The sequence below is a fragment of the bacterium genome, from assembly GCA_020444065.1.
Classification (GTDB): Bacteria; Sumerlaeota; Sumerlaeia; order SLMS01; family JAHLLQ01; genus JAHLLQ01.
Genome location: JAHLLQ010000007.1, coordinates 239737 through 254082 on the forward strand (window position 1 = coordinate 239737; position 14346 = coordinate 254082).

At 62.3% G+C, this 14346-nt stretch carries 10 protein-coding genes; 7 read left to right on the forward strand and 3 right to left on the reverse strand.

Annotated features, from left to right (window positions below; all coding sequences use genetic code 11):
• Positions 1 to 81: 81 nt before the first annotated feature.
• Genes KQI84_16765 through KQI84_16775 form a run of 3 tightly spaced genes read right to left on the reverse strand, consistent with a single transcriptional unit; the run spans position 82 to position 3602 of the window.
• The gene (locus KQI84_16765; GenBank protein MCB2156530.1) at positions 82 to 972 is read right to left on the reverse strand and encodes a hypothetical protein; all 891 of its coding nucleotides are present in this window, start codon (positions 970 to 972) and stop codon (positions 82 to 84) included.
• Positions 972 to 1988: a hypothetical protein gene (locus KQI84_16770; GenBank protein MCB2156531.1), complete on the reverse strand. Its 1017-nt coding sequence runs from the start codon at positions 1986 to 1988 to the stop codon at positions 972 to 974. The genes KQI84_16765 and KQI84_16770 overlap by 1 nt, the downstream gene beginning before the upstream one ends.
• A gap of 3 nt (positions 1989 to 1991) precedes the next feature.
• Positions 1992 to 3602 carry a hypothetical protein gene (locus tag KQI84_16775; GenBank protein ID MCB2156532.1) on the reverse strand — a complete coding sequence of 537 codons (1611 nt, stop codon included), beginning with the start codon at positions 3600 to 3602 and terminating at the stop codon, positions 1992 to 1994.
• Positions 3603 to 3776: 174 nt separating this feature from the next.
• Here KQI84_16775 and KQI84_16780 point away from each other — a divergent pair, with 174 nt between their 5' ends.
• From KQI84_16780 to metK, 7 genes are all read left to right on the forward strand, one after another.
• Positions 3777 to 4844 (forward strand): radical SAM protein, encoded by a 1068-nt coding sequence (locus KQI84_16780; protein ID MCB2156533.1) that lies wholly within the window; start codon positions 3777 to 3779, stop codon positions 4842 to 4844.
• Positions 4845 to 4988: 144 nt separating this feature from the next.
• Positions 4989 to 6356, forward strand: a complete 1368-nt coding sequence (locus KQI84_16785; protein MCB2156534.1) for a sigma-54 dependent transcriptional regulator — start codon at positions 4989 to 4991, stop codon at positions 6354 to 6356.
• A 1070-nt stretch (positions 6357 to 7426) separates the two neighbouring features.
• Positions 7427 to 9565 carry a lamin tail domain-containing protein gene (locus KQI84_16790; protein ID MCB2156535.1) on the forward strand — a complete coding sequence of 713 codons (2139 nt, stop codon included), beginning with the start codon at positions 7427 to 7429 and terminating at the stop codon, positions 9563 to 9565.
• Between the two features lie 333 nt (positions 9566 to 9898).
• Positions 9899 to 10321 carry a hypothetical protein gene (locus tag KQI84_16795; GenBank protein MCB2156536.1) on the forward strand — a complete coding sequence of 141 codons (423 nt, stop codon included), beginning with the start codon at positions 9899 to 9901 and terminating at the stop codon, positions 10319 to 10321.
• 354 nt (positions 10322 to 10675) lie between these two features.
• Positions 10676 to 11890 carry a thioredoxin domain-containing protein gene (locus KQI84_16800; GenBank protein ID MCB2156537.1) on the forward strand — a complete coding sequence of 405 codons (1215 nt, stop codon included), beginning with the start codon at positions 10676 to 10678 and terminating at the stop codon, positions 11888 to 11890.
• A 3-nt stretch (positions 11891 to 11893) separates the two neighbouring features.
• The gene (locus KQI84_16805; protein MCB2156538.1) at positions 11894 to 12544 is read left to right on the forward strand and encodes an MBL fold metallo-hydrolase; all 651 of its coding nucleotides are present in this window, start codon (positions 11894 to 11896) and stop codon (positions 12542 to 12544) included.
• A 164-nt stretch (positions 12545 to 12708) separates the two neighbouring features.
• Positions 12709 to 13869: a methionine adenosyltransferase gene (gene metK, locus KQI84_16810; protein ID MCB2156539.1), complete on the forward strand. Its 1161-nt coding sequence runs from the start codon at positions 12709 to 12711 to the stop codon at positions 13867 to 13869.
• Positions 13870 to 14346 lie beyond the last annotated feature (477 nt).

The following is a 14346-nucleotide window of genomic DNA, read 5'->3' on the forward strand; positions in this document are numbered from 1 at the left end:
TTGCCCCTGTTGCTAGAGAACTTGGGGAGCGTTTCGCGCAGAGGCGCAAAGACGCAGAGGGTGTGTGGTGGCGGTGGGGCATTATGTTTCTCCCCGGTTGGTTGAATAGGCTTTCTCGAAGAGGGGGAAGTCTGTTCTCCAGAAGAACCGCGCAACGAGGAAGGCGGCGAGGGTCTGGAGCGCGATGGAGATGAGAGCGACAAACTCGTCGCTAAATGTGACGACGGTCAGTTCGTTTGTCGAAGGCAGTGCGAGTGGCAGGGATGCCGCAAAGGCGACAGCAGCTCCGATTGCCAGGTAGGGGAGGATGACTCCGGTTGCGGGCCGGTTGTTTTTGATTCCGGTAACTTTGTCGGAAACGAGGAACCGGAGGATGATGGCGCTGCCTGAAAGGAGCTCCAGTGGAACTCCGAGGGCGAGATTCAGGACCTCTGCAATGGAGCGAATCGATATGAGTCCGATGGATTCCGTGTTCAAAGGTCCCGCAGGAACCATGTGGGCCAGGAAGGGGACGCTCGGGACAAACGCGATCTTCACCTCGACGAGAAGAACGACATAAGGGATGAGCGTTGCGAAGAATGTGCAGGAGGGATCTTCGCCGATGAGTGTGATCGCGCCTCGCTTCATGGCGCGATGAATTCCGACTGCAAAGAAGACGGGAAGAAGTGTATAGGCGGCGGCACAGGCAAGGTGAATTGCCAGAAGTGCAAAGCCGAGGATGATCGATGGGCCGGCCTCGTTTTCGGGCAATGCGATTGTTTTGTCGATCTGCCAGTTCGAAAAGACAATGACTGCACTCCAAAGCAGTGCCAGGATGAGAACAGGTGCAATCCAGCGGGCGAATTTCTTTGAGAGCACGGAGGCCAAGGAGGCCTTCCGTGCTTGCCACAGCAGACGGAAGAAGCGGATGGGCTCGACGTCAGGAAACGTATCCGATGCGAATTGATTCGTCTCGTTTTCGAATTCCGACATCAAGCGTCCTCCGGGGGGGTGAAGGTGTAGTGGAGGACGTAGAGCGTGTCGTTCGTCCAGAAGAGACGGGCGATGTAGAAGAAGATGATGCAGCCGACGCCATAGGCGAGGACGGAGAGTCCTTGCGTGATCAGATAGGGGCCGGTTGCTGAGACTGATCCGGGTGTGAAGTTGCCTCCCGATGCGGCGATGCCGATTATGAGGATCAGAAACATCGGAAGCGACATTACGCAACTGAGCGCGATGAAGAGAAGGATGTACGCACCGTAGACGAGAACGATTTTCCCCCAGGATCGTTTGTATGCCATGCCGGTTTGTTTGTCGAGCGAGAGTGTGCGGACGACAATTGTCGTGAAGAGCGTGATGTAAAGGAATGCCATGACTCCGCGAGTCAGCATTGCGCAGGCGACGCAGAAGATTGTTGCCCAGAGCGGCAGCGATTCTCCGCCGAGCGTGGATGTCATGACTTCGAATCCCTGGATCGTCATGATGGGCGCGATGAAGACGGATGGGATGTAGAAGACAATAACTCCGAGAATGCCGGGAACGAGTATTCCGAAGAGACGATCCATGGAGGAGAGCGGCGCGGCGCGGAGGGGTTCGTCCTGGAGGTATGTTTTTTTGAAGGCCCAGAGAGTATAAACGATCGGTGCCGCGACCACGACAACCACGTTTGCAAGCATCAGCAGGTACATGATCCCCATCAGTGTGGCGAGGACGGCGGTGCTGGTGGTTGATCCACCCAACTGGGAGAGCTGCACCATCGCGTTGGATGCATAGAACGCGGTGGAGAAAAGCGCGAGGGCGAGAGCGTAAGGCCGGACGCGCCGCCAGAGATAGCGGCAGATGGGGTTCTCTTTCCAGTTCTCTACCAGCAACGAAATGAATCGAGCAATTCCGACGCTGGGGAAGACGCCATCTTCCGGGGCATAACTGGGTTGATAGACTGGCGGTGCTTCGGTTACCGGCGTTGGTTCGGCGAGAGCTTCGCGGTGCTCACGTTTTGTGGATTTCATGGGTCACGCCTGAGGCGGATCCTCCTTCCCCAACAGATCGCGAGGGCTGAGTCCGTGCCCTATATTCTGTACGGACCTGGCCTTCGCAGATTCAAAACGTTCTCCGCCTTCCTGCCACAGCCCCTCTTCCCACTCGCGATAAAGCTTCTTAGCCTCTTCGTTCTCGGGATCCATACGGAGCCAGCGATCGAGGCGATCGCGCGCCATCATGCGATTACCCAGGTACAACATGCCGAGGGCTTCGCCGCGGACGGCGACGAGTGTGTCGGGGTGCGCGCGCAGGTACATCTGGAAGGTGTTGACGGCGTCGAGGTAGCGGCCTTCACGAAGGTGCTCGAAGCCCTTTTTCACGGTGGGCGGCATCTCGGAGAGTTCTTCGGCTTCCTCGGCCATGTAGTTGGCTTCGCGGAGGGTCCGTTCGCGCAAGAGGAGGCTGATCAGCGGATCGAGGTCGTCGAGCGCGCCGATCAGCAATGCCATCGCGGCTGGGATTCCAACGATGGTCAGCGCGAGCAGCGCGGCGACGGCTCCGATGGTGAAGGCGCGGGTGCGTTCGATGCCGACGAGGCGGGTGCTGGCTTCGATGGCGCGCATCCAGCCACAGTCGTGCTTTGTCATCATCGGCAGCACCCACTGGGTGGGGAAGAAGACGAGCAACCAGAGGAGGGCGAGGGCTCCGCCGCCGCCAAGCAGGAAGGCGGGGAGTTGGGCGAGGCCCTGTTGCGTCTGGAGGGCATCGGCGAAGTAGTAGCCGCTGAAGCCAGCGAGCAGCGTAAAGAGGAAGAGCCAGATGCTGGTCATGAAAGTCGGAATGATCCCGATGGTGCCGAGGGCCTTGTCGGCGTGGTGCCAGACGTCGCCGCTTGGCATTCGTCCGCGGACGCGCCCGACGGCGACGAATCGCATCCAGGTCAGGATCAGCGCAGCGACGATCAGGACCGTGGTGCCGAATCCGCCGATGATGCCGATCTTCGCGACGAAGGGAATGCGCTCCCAGGTGGACCAATCGGGGTTCTCGGTCATCAGGTTGCCAAGGAAGACAAGGCCCCCGGCGATCCCGACCACGATGGCCAGGGCCAGGGCGGCGGCCAGGCCGGTCTTGATGAATGCCCCGAGGAGGCGCGGGGCGACGGTGCGTTCGAAGGTTAGGGCCTCGGCAACCTGACGCCGGACGGAGATAAGCGGAAGGCGGCGCCGGAGACGGATGAACTCGTTGTCGGCGGCGGCCATCGTGCGGATGACGGCTGTCAGGACGAAGACGCCGACGGAGATGGCTCCACGGGCGAGGACGGTGGCGCGCAGGTCGGATTCCGGGAGCTTGGCCCAGACGAGGCCCATGTAGGCGGCGGTGAGGGCGGCGGCGGAGAGGAGAAGGGCGCCTGAGCGCTCGGCGAGGAACGTGAGGAGATTGACCGCGCGACCGACGCTGTTCTTCAGCCACCAGCCCAGGAGGGCGTCCGCGGCGAACAGGAAGAGGCACGCGGCTCCGAAGCCGGCGGTGGCCAGGACGATCCAGGCCGGGTCCGGCGGCAGAAAGACAGCGGTTCCCACGGCGGCCAGTGCCAGTAGCACCAGGACCGCTCGTCCGGGGGAAATGGGCCGAGCTTTCTTCACGAGGAACGCTCCTGCGAGAAATCGGAAAGTGAAATCGCCGGGGGTAAAATGCCGGAGAGGCGCAGGGAGGGCAATCCGAACCTCGCGCGGTTCGGGCGGGTTGTGGCTGGCCGGATTTGTGCTGACAGACAGGCAGGGCGATGAAACCGTCCTCCCCCTTGATAGGACGTGGCGATGAAGCGGCAAATCAAAGGAACAGCAACGCAACTGCAGCGAAAACTGATCGCTGCGCGCGGACGGCTGCGCGGCGACCGGTTCCTGAAGATCGTTCTGGATTCGGTGAATACGTGCAACCTGCGATGCCGGATGTGTTTCTTCGGCGCCTTTCCCCAGTTGCCGAAGCGCGAGGTCTGGACGCTGGAGCAGTACAGCAAGTTGGCGCGCGAGGCATTCCCGCGGACGCAGACGTTGACGCTGTCCTGCGCGACGGAGCCGCTGCTGAATCCGAAGATTGCGGAGTTCGTGCAGATCGCGAAGGACCACGGCGTGCCGCAAATCAGTATGGTCACGAACGGCCAGATGTTGAACGAGGCGCGTATCGAGGCGTTGGTGCGCGGCGGGCTGACGACGCTGATGGTCTCGATGGACGGTGCGAAGCCGGAGACCTATGAGGCGATCCGCGTGGGCGGCAACTACAAGCGACTCGTCGAGAATCTGAGGACGCTGGCGAAGGTGAAGGAGCGGCTGGGGTCCAGTACGCCCAATGTCACCTTCAACTACGTGCTGATGCGCAGTAACCTGGATGAGGTGGAGGAGTTCATCGATCTGGCGGTAGACCTGGGCGGCGTGGCGGTGGACTTCCGCCATATCGTGCCCTACGACGAGGCCGACATCGCCGACGAGATGCTGGACGAGACGATGTGGACGTCGGAGAGGGTGGAGGCGACGCGGGCGGCGTGCGAGCGCGCGGGCCTGCACATCGTTCGCCTGCCGGTGAAGCCCGACGACTACGTCGATACGGTCGATGAGTGCGGGCTGCCTTTCGAGATGGCGGTGATCCGGCACACCGGCGACGTGACGCCGTGCGGGCACTGGACCGACGAGACGATGGGCAACATCTTCGAGGACGGTTTCTGGTCCGTGTGGCGCGGAAAGCGATATCGGTACGTCCGCAGCCATGTGAATTCGACGTGTCCGCCGGACGCCTGCCGCGAGTGCCTGTTGCGCTCGTTCACGCAGTTGGAGAGCGGGCGGTCGATCTCGCTGCTGACCACGGCCAAGGTCAACCGCGGCGAGAAGTAGGGTTTCCTTCTGACATGACTGGGTGGCGGCTGTTGCTGGCTGGGCTTGATTCCGGCACAGGGCGTGCATTATGGTGGGCTGTTATGCGCCATTGCGTGGAGGTGGTGACGAAAAGCTGCCCGCGCGCCCAGGAGATGCGTCGTTATGCCACACAAGATTTTGATCGTCGATGATGAGAAGAACACCCGCGAGGGGCTGAAGTGGGCCCTGGAGCCGCAGGTGGGCGAGGTGCTGCTGGCCGGAGACGGCGAGCAGGCGTTGCTGATGCTCGGCGACAACCCGGTGGATCTGGTGATTTCCGACCTTCGGATGCCGAAGGTGGACGGCATGGAGTTGCTCCAGCACGTCCGCGAGGAGTTCCCGGAGACGGAGTTTGTGATCTTGACCGGGCACGGGACGGTGGAGACGGCGGTGGACGCGATGAAGTCGGGCGCGTTCGACTACATGATCAAGCCTGTGAACCTGGACGAGCTGAAGCTGCTGATCGAACGCGTGTTCGAACGGCGCGAGCTGAAGCGCGAGAATGAGCGCCTGCGCCGCGAGGTGAACGAGCGGTACGGGTTCGAGAACATTGTGGGCAATTCGCAGCCGATGCAGCGGATCTTCCAGATCATCCGCCAGGTAGCGCCGACGAAGGCGAACGTGCTGGTCCAGGGCGACACGGGAACGGGCAAGGAATTGGTGGCGCGGGCGATTCACTACAACAGCCCGCGGCGGACGAAGCCTTTCGTGGCGGTGAACTGCGGAGCGCTGAGCCAGTCGCTGCTGGAGAGCGAGCTGTTCGGGCACGAGAAGGGTGCGTTCACGGGCGCGGTGAAGACGCGCGCCGGGCGCTTCGAGGCGGCGGACAAGGGAACGATTTTTCTCGACGAAATCAGCGAGACGACGCCGGAGTTCCAGGTGAAGTTGCTGCGCGTTCTGCAGGAGCATGAGTTCGAGCGTGTCGGCGGCGGCAAACCGATCAAGGTGGACGTGCGTGTGATTGCGGCGACGAACCGCGACCTGCGCGAGGAGGTGGAGAAGGGGAATTTCCGTGAGGATCTGTTCTATCGTTTGAATGTGATCAAGATCGATATCCCGGCGCTGCGCGAGCGTTCGGAGGACATTCCGCTGCTCGTGCATCACTTCCTGAACGAGTTCGGGAAGGAGAACGGACGGCAGCTTTCGATTTCGCCCAAGGCGATGCAGATGCTGCAGAATTATTCGTGGCCGGGCAATGTGCGTCGGCTGCGGACGATGATCGAAAGCGTTTCGATCCTGACGCCGGGCAAGGAGATTACTCCGAAGGACTTGCCGGAGGAGGTGCGGGAAGATACGGCGGCGGGCCATCAGTTGAAGCTGACGGTGGGCATGACCTTGCGCGATGCGGAACGCGAGCTGATCCGGGCGACGCTGGCGGACCTGGGAGGGAACAAGGCGAAGGTCGCGCGGACGCTCGGGATCGGGCGGAAGACGCTGTATCGCAAGATGGATGAGTACGAGATCGATCTGGATCAGGGGAAGGACGAGTAGCTGCGGGGGTATCCGACGCGTACTCGAACTCGTACTGAGCGGAGCGGTACTCGTACTCGGTTTTGAGCTTTGGGATTTCGAGTGCGAGTGCGAGTACGTGTACGAGTAGGAGTACGAGGGGAGAGCCGATCGCGCAGAGGGGCAAAGACGCAGAGGGGGCGCTAGGTGGCTTGGCCATCCCTGGCCAAGAGCAGGCCTTTCGCCTGAGGCGAGGACGCGGAGTGTCAGTTTGTGAACCCAGCAGGAAGTTCTGAAGCCTCTGGAGCTTCGGCAAGATCAGCCTTCGCGCAAGGCTCCGGCCCGACAAGTGCACAAGTCACCTCAGGGGGCATCCGACGCGTACTCGAACTCGTACTGAGCGGAGCGGTACTCGTACTCGGTTTTGAGCTTTGGGATTTCGAGTGCGAGTGCGAGTACGTGTACGAGTAGGAGTACGAGGGGAGAGCCGATCGCGCAGAGGGGCAAAGACGCAGAGGGGGCGCTAGGTGGCTTGGCCATCCCTGGCCAAGAGCAGGCCTTTCGCCTGAGGCGAGGACGCGGAGTGTCAGTTTGTGAACCCAGCAGGAAGTTCTGAAGCCTCTGGAGCTTCGGCAAGATCAGCCTTCGCGCAAGGCTCCGGCCCGACAAGTGCACAAGTCACCTCAGGGGGCATCCGACGCGTACTCGAACTCGTACTGAGCGGAGCGGTACTCGTACTCGGTTTTGAGCTTTGGGATTTCGAGTGCGAGTGCGAGTACGTGTACGAGTAGGAGTACGAGGGGAGAGCCGATCGCGCAGAGGGGCAAAGACGCAGAGGGGGCGCTAGGTGGCTTGGCCATCCCTGGCCAAGAGCAGGCCTTTCGCCTGAGGCGAGGAAGCGGAGCGTCAGTTTGTGAACCCAGCAGGATCTTCTGAAGCCTCTGGAGCTTCAGCAAGATCAGCCTTCACGCCAGGCTTCGGACTGACAGGTCCGCGAGTCACATCCCCATGCCCGGCTCCTCCCAGCGCCGAAACATTGCCCTTGCCTGGATGGGTTCCGGCGCCGTTTGGTTTCTTTCAATGCGAAATCCGTTTCGGTTCGAAGGAAACTTATGCGACTGTTTGTTCTCTTTGCGCTCGTGGCGCTTGCTGGGCTGCGCCCGGCGTTTTCTCAGGTTCTCATCACGGAAGTGTTGCCCGGTGTCGTGACTTCGGCGGACAGCGGGGATACGGTGGAACTGTTCAACGCCGGGGTGGCCCCGGTGGATCTGACCAATTGGGTGCTGACGGATTTGGACCCCGCATCGGTGGAATCGAGCCCGCCGAGCGAGGGGACGTTTGCTCCACCCGCGTTGGCCTTGCCGGTACTCGCGCCGGGGGATTTCGCGGTCGTGCAGTTTGTCGACAGCGATGTCGTGCTGAACGCATCCTTCCTCGTCACCAACTACGGTCTGCGGATTCGGACGCCCCTGGCGACTGCCGCGTCCAGTTTTCTTGGCAACACGGACGAGCAGCTTCTTCTGCTCGATGCGGTGGGCGATCCGCGCGATTTCGTGGCGTGGTACGACACGGGCGACGCGATCAGTTCGGATTCGCGCGAGGACATCGCCGCAGTGACATTGCCAACGGCGGCGTACGGGTTGGACTTGAGCCTGTTTTCCGCGGCGGGCACGGACGCGATCGCGAACGATGCGGAGTACCATGCGGCTGCGATTGACTTCACCGGGTTGTCGAGCGTCTCGACGTACGGCGGGGGAGCGCTGCGGCGGCGCTCGACGAACGGCGTGTTCCAGGTGACGAACCCGACCTCGCCGGCGGACTGGGAAGCGATTCCGCGCGACGAGGTTCGGCTCGGGAATCCATCCGATCGTGTGCCGACCGCGTCCGGTTTCCGACCGATTCGCATCACGGATAGCATGCCCGCGTGGTTCGCAGAACTGGAATCGACGCTGTTTCCGGATCGGCGGATTGCGCGTTTTGCGGACCAAATGCCGTCGGATTTCCTGCCGCCTTCGCCGGGCGATCAGGCGGCGTTCCAGGGCTTGGTCGATCGCATGCTGGCGGGACAGTTCGAGGAGGCTTTCGCCGACGCGGTTCCGTTGGGGTACGAGGTTGTCGAGTTCCTGGACGAGGGCTCTGGCGAGACGTTCATGTTGTTGCGCGAGCAGGTCGCCGCGGGGCGGCCAGGGTTCCGCGGCCAGGGCACGTTCGTTGTCGGGTTCGGCCCGGACACGCGGCCGGATTTGTGTCTGCAGGCGCCGCACCCGGTTTACGACAGCCTCACACTGGACGAGCTTGGGCTGGCGATTCCGCAACTGCAACCGCGCTGGGCGATGGTGGCCGGCACGCACCGCAACAATGCGACGACGGATACGCTCTGCGACGGGCAACTGACCAGCGGCGTGCCTTACCGCGTCAGCGATGTCGCCCACGCGACGGACAGTTTCTTCCACGCTGCGCATCGGCGCCTGGAGGCCGTGCAGCCGACGATGACGCACGTGCAGCTTCATGGGTTCTGCTGTCCCGGCGATGCGAATCATCCGACGTTGACGGACGACGTTGTCGCTTCCAACGGGATCGATGCGGTGCCCGCGCCGGGGTCGCTCGTGCAAGTCTTCGCCCAGCGGCTCGATGCGCAGAACTACATGGCGAACGGCGACCTGACGACGACCGGCGTCTTCGGCGACACGGCGGATGAACTCGGTGCGACAAACAACATCCAGGGACGCATCACGAACGGCGTGGCGGCTCTCGACGCGTGCGACACGGCGGCGATCACGGCGTCCGATCGCTTCCTGCACATCGAGCAAGACCCCGACGTGCGTGACGATCCGCAACACGTCATCACGGCGCTGGCAGAGGCGCTCGATCTGACGGGCATCGTGTTGCTCGTCGACCTGTCAAGCTTCGACGCCGTCTGGAACGGCCCGGACCAGGGGCCTCGTGTGCGCTGGTCTACGAGCGCGGAAATCGACAGCCTCGGGTTCGTGGTCTATCGAGCGGAAGCGATCGGGCCCGCGTGGCGCCGAGGGGCGGCGCTGAACGATGCGCTGATCCCAGCGATCGGAAATCCCGGCGCCGACTATTGGTTCGACGATCCGAAGCCGCTCTCCGGCGCGAGCGACGCGCGCGCGTATTTTCTAGAGGAACTGGACGGCTCAGGGCGGCGAATGACGTTCGGCCCGGCGGTCTACGGCGGGGGAGTGACCACGAGCGCCATCGATGCGTGGGGATTGTACGAAGGGCGGTAGGTGTTGTGTTGAACCCCGGTGGGGTTCGATTGGGTGGCGCGCGAAACCCAGGGTGGCGCCTGCGGCTTACCCTGGGCTGGGTTGTGTAAGCCCTTCGGGCTAGGGTCGGGGCTCGAGCGCGCGTGTGTGGGGCGAGGGTTTGGCGGGGCTTGGGCAGGATCAGCCTTCGCGCGAGTCTTCGGCCTGACAAGTGCCCGAGTCACTTCGGGTTGTGAGTGATGCGTCGGGATTGCGATTGTTCCCCTAGGTGGGTGTTGGTCAGATGGAGAGGATGTTTGAAGGTCTATCCACTTGGGTCCCTAATGACCTGCGATCTTCTTGGAGGCAAGGAACATGGCGTGTGCGTTGTTGAACAAGGTCTCCCCCGCGCTTGTTGATTTTGTCGAGGAGCAAGGAATGCGCGTTATCAGTGAGCGCTTCGATGAGATGAATTTCGGCAATATACTCGTTGTTGCAAGTTCCCCGAGGTTTCACCTTCGAGTGAGCCGCGATCGAGGAGTTGCCAGCATTGAGATCCGTCCCTCTGGCGGGACTGATTGGCATTTTCTGGAGCCAGTCTTGGCGTTTTTGGATGCAGGTATGGATACACTTGAGGCCGAAATCGATGAACTTGCCAAAGGTCTGCTAGAAAAGCAGAAGGAAGTGGCCGCTCTCATGGGAAGCGATTTGGTTGAAATTGGCTTCGCTAAGTTCGAAAAGGAGTTCGAAGAGCTTTGGGAGCAGACGTGTATGCGAAGATGGGGTATGGGTGAATAGGCATCTTCTGTTGAACCCCGTTGGGGTTCGGTTGGGTGGCGCGCGTAACCCAGGGTGGCGCCTTCGGCTTACCCTGGGCTGGATTGTGTAAGCCCTTCGGGCTAGGGTGGGGGATAGGCTATGGGGCCGGGTTGAGCGCCGACGGTTTTTCAGACGTGGCTGCGCGAAGGGACTTCGGGTCAGGCCACGGGGTGTCTCGAGCGCGTCTGTGTGGGCGAGAGGTTGGAAGGACTCCGACAGGATGCCCGAGTTACCTCGAAGCGTCTTCGCTGGGTGCCCGGCCCGCTATTGGCTTGGGTTTTGGTGACTTGTCTCTTGCCGTGGCGGCGTGCAGCCGCGGATAAAGCCGTCATCATGTCGAAGAAGCCCGCTCGCAAACAGCCCAAGCAGTCTCCTCAAGGCCCGCCGACACCGCCCCGGCGGAGGGCGGAGCCGCCTCCGTTGCGGCTGGAGCCGTGGGCGATCGGGTTCGCGGCGTTCCACATGCTGGTTGCGGGTTTCCTGTTCTATACCGAGGTGACGGATGCGGACATCGGGGCCGTTTGCGGCGAAGGCTGCGGCGGCGCAACGTTGGCGGGCGTACCGCTATCGCTGTTGGGCTTGTTGTCCATGGCAGTGGTCGCGGCGCTGGCGGCGGCGGTCTGGAAGCGCGCCACTCCGGCGCTGAAGGTCGCGGCGGCGGTTGCCGCTTTGGCGCACGCTGGGGCCTCGTGGGGATTCGCCGGCGAGCAATGGGTCGGCGCGGCGAAGATGTGTGTCTTCTGCCAGGTGGCGGCGGTTCTGTCGGCCGGAACGGCGGCGCTGCTGGCCCCGGGGCTGGGAGCCGTCCGCCGCATGGGAATCGCCTGGGGCGTCGGCGCGCCGATCGTCGGTGTGGCGGTAGCGCTGGTGACTTTCCCGATGCTGGAGGGCGCCGCTCCGGAGGCCGAGGTCATTCGGCACGTGATCGATGTCGAGCCGCCGGCGGCCAATGAGGGGTTGGGCCACACGAACCCGACGGCGATCGAGGGCGCGTTGAGGGCGGCTTCGCTCGGTTCGGACGACGCGCCGTACGAGATGGTTGTGCTGACGGATTTCGCCTGTCCGATCTGTCGGCGGTTCGAGCAGAACACCCTGCCGACGTTGATTAAGGAAGCGGTCGACACGGGGCAGTTGCGCATCCAGTTCCTGTTCGCGGCGAAGGGCATCGAGAAGGGGCGTACGAAGATCATCGCGGCGACGGCTTCGGCCATGGCCGGCGTGCCTTTTGACGAGACGTTGAAACGGCTGCACCCGGTGACGCTGCAGTCCGTCCCGCAGGGCGTGCATTTGTTCTCGGACATTATTGCGCCTGAACAAGGCCTTGAGCAGGTGGGCCGGATTGTGCGCGAAGGCGGCTGGGATACGGTGGTGGCCCTGCATGCGCGGCAAGCGCGCGAGGTCTCGGTGAAGTACTTCAAGGGCCGAAGCGGGACGCCGGCGTTTGTGCTGTACGAACGGAAGAACCCGAAGCGCGAACCGTACGTCTTCTACGGCTACCAGCGCCCGGGACCGTTCTTGGAATACATGAATTTGAAGGAAGGCGAGTAGGAGATGTTGAAGATTGAATCGTTCCCTGTCGGGATGCTGCAGGCCAATTGCCATATTGCGTACGACGACGAGTCGAAGGAAGGCGTGATCGTGGATCCGGGCGGCGACCCGGGGTTGATCGAGAAGGCGATCGCCGATGCTGGGATCACAGTGGCGGCGATCTGGAACACACATGGGCACATCGACCACATCGGCGCCAATGCCGCGATGAAGCGTCTGACCGGCGCGCCGATTTCGATCCACCCGCTGGAGGAAGACTGGCTGACGGATGGCGACAAGAATCTGGCGTCGTGGATTCCGCTGCCGTTCGAGCCCCAGCCGGCGGATGCGCTTTGGAACGAAGGCGATGAGTTTGAGGCGCTCGGAAGGTCGTGGCGGATCATTCACGTGCCGGGGCATTCGCCGGGTTCGGTGGCGATCATCTGCGATGCGGAGAAGCTACTCTTCGGCGGCGATGTGCTGATGCGAGGGGCGATCGGCCGGTGCGATTTGCCGGGCGGTGACCCGGCGGTGCTGGCGGAGAGCCTGAAGCGCCTGATGGAGTTGCCGGACGATTATCGCGTCTACAGCGGTCACAGCCCGGTGACGACAATCGGGGAGGAACGCCACGGGAATCTCCTGGTGATGGACATCCTGGCGGGGCGTGGCCTTTAGGCGGAACGCGTCATGACGCGGGGTTGGCACGGCAGGCGCTCCAATATGGCTTGCACCGGCCCGGAGGCGTTTTCTATGCAGTTTCGTCTCCTGATGGGAAGAACTGGACGGGTGTGATTGAGCCGCCCGCTGAATATTGAACACTATTCACAAAGGAAGAAGTCATGAAAGGAATTCACCTCTTTACGTCGGAATCGGTCACGGAAGGCCATCCCGACAAGGTCGCCGATGCCATTTCGGACGCCGTCCTGGACGCTTGCCTGAAGGACGATCCCTATTCTCGCGTGGCGTGTGAGACGTTCGTTACGACCGGCCTGGCAGTCGTTGGCGGCGAGATCACGACCGAGACGTACGTCGATCTGCCGACGGTCGTGCGCGAAACGATCCGCCGGATCGGCTACACGGATCCGCTGTATCGCTTCGATGCGGATTCCTGCGGCGTCATCAACGTTATCGGCACCCAGAGCCCCGACATCGCTCGTGGCGTTGGTCGCAAGAAGCCCGAACAGCAGGGCGCCGGCGACCAGGGCATGATGTTCGGCTACGCCTGCGACGAGACGCCGGAACTGATGCCCCTTCCGATTCTGCTGGCTCACAAGCTGACCAAGCAGTTGGCCGACGTTCGCCGCAACAATCGCAAGATGAAGTGGCTGCGTCCCGACGGCAAGAGCCAGGTCACGGTCGAGTACGACGGCGACACGCCGAAGCGCATCGACACGGTCGTTATCTCGACACAGCACGATCCCGACATTTCCCAGAAGCAGATTCACGATCTCGTCATCAAGCACGTCATCGAGCCGATCCTGCCGAAGGAACTCGTCCACGGGAAGATCAAGTACCACATCAACCCGACCGGCCGTTTTGAAGTCGGCGGACCGCACGGCGACACGGGCCTGACCGGCCGCAAGATCATCGTCGATACCTACGGTGGCAAGGGTGCCCACGGTGGCGGCGCATTCAGCGGCAAGGACCCGAGCAAGGTCGACCGTTCGGCGACCTACGCGGCTCGCTGGCTGGCCAAGAACATCGTCGCGGCGAAGTTGGCCAGGCGCGCTGAAGTGCAGCTTGCCTACGCCATCGGCGTTGCCAAGCCGGTCTCCGTTCTCGTTGAGACGGACGGCACCGGCGCTTTGCCGGATCGCGACATCGCCAAGATCGTCGCGAAGGCTGTGGACCTGCGCCCGCACGCGATCATCGAGCGCCTGAACCTGCTGCGCCCGATCTACGGTCTGACCAGCGCCTACGGACACTTCGGCCGCGAGCTGAAGGAGTTCACGTGGGAGAAGAAGGACCTCGCAAAGGACCTGAAGGCCGCCGCGAAGTAATCGGCCGCGTCTCAAGGAAGCAGATAGCAACCACCCCTCGTCGCGAGACGAGGGGTGGTTTCTTGTTGGGGTGTGCGTGCTTGAGGTAACTTGAGCATCCTTGCTCAAGCATCCAGGGCTGATGGTGGATGTGGGGACGTTTTGGGCGTTTGGCTGGGAGGCTGAGGCGCGGGGTGCTCGGGCAGGATGCCCGAGTCACCTCGAGAGTGGACGCGGAACTTGAACTGTTCCTGAGGTGACTTGAGCATCCCTGCTCAAGCATCCGGGGTTGTTGGTGGATGTGGGGACGTTTTGGGCGTTTGGCTGGGAGGCTGAGGCGCGGGGTGCTCGGGCAGGATGCCCGAGTCACCTCGAGAGTGGACGCGGAACTTGAACTGTTCCTGAGGTGACTTGAGCATCCCTGCTCAAGCATCCGGGGTTGTTGGTGGATGTGGGGACGTTTTGGGCGTTTGGCTGGGAGGCTGAGGCGCGGGGTGC

What these genes read in the sequence shown, in the direction of transcription:
- metK (MCB2156539.1), top strand. Translation starts at nt 12,709, where the DNA reads ATGAAAGGAATTCACCTCTTTACGTCGGAATCGGTCACGGAAGGCCAT.
- KQI84_16785 (MCB2156534.1), top strand. Translation starts at nt 4,989, where the DNA reads ATGCCACACAAGATTTTGATCGTCGATGATGAGAAGAACACCCGCGAG.
- KQI84_16780 (MCB2156533.1), top strand. Translation starts at nt 3,777, where the DNA reads ATGAAGCGGCAAATCAAAGGAACAGCAACGCAACTGCAGCGAAAACTG.
- KQI84_16765 (MCB2156530.1), bottom strand. Translation starts at nt 972, where the DNA reads ATGTCGGAATTCGAAAACGAGACGAATCAATTCGCATCGGATACGTTT.
- KQI84_16805 (MCB2156538.1), top strand. Translation starts at nt 11,894, where the DNA reads ATGTTGAAGATTGAATCGTTCCCTGTCGGGATGCTGCAGGCCAATTGC.
- KQI84_16790 (MCB2156535.1), top strand. Translation starts at nt 7,427, where the DNA reads ATGCGACTGTTTGTTCTCTTTGCGCTCGTGGCGCTTGCTGGGCTGCGC.
- KQI84_16800 (MCB2156537.1), top strand. Translation starts at nt 10,676, where the DNA reads ATGTCGAAGAAGCCCGCTCGCAAACAGCCCAAGCAGTCTCCTCAAGGC.
- KQI84_16795 (MCB2156536.1), top strand. Translation starts at nt 9,899, where the DNA reads ATGGCGTGTGCGTTGTTGAACAAGGTCTCCCCCGCGCTTGTTGATTTT.
- KQI84_16770 (MCB2156531.1), bottom strand. Translation starts at nt 1,988, where the DNA reads ATGAAATCCACAAAACGTGAGCACCGCGAAGCTCTCGCCGAACCAACG.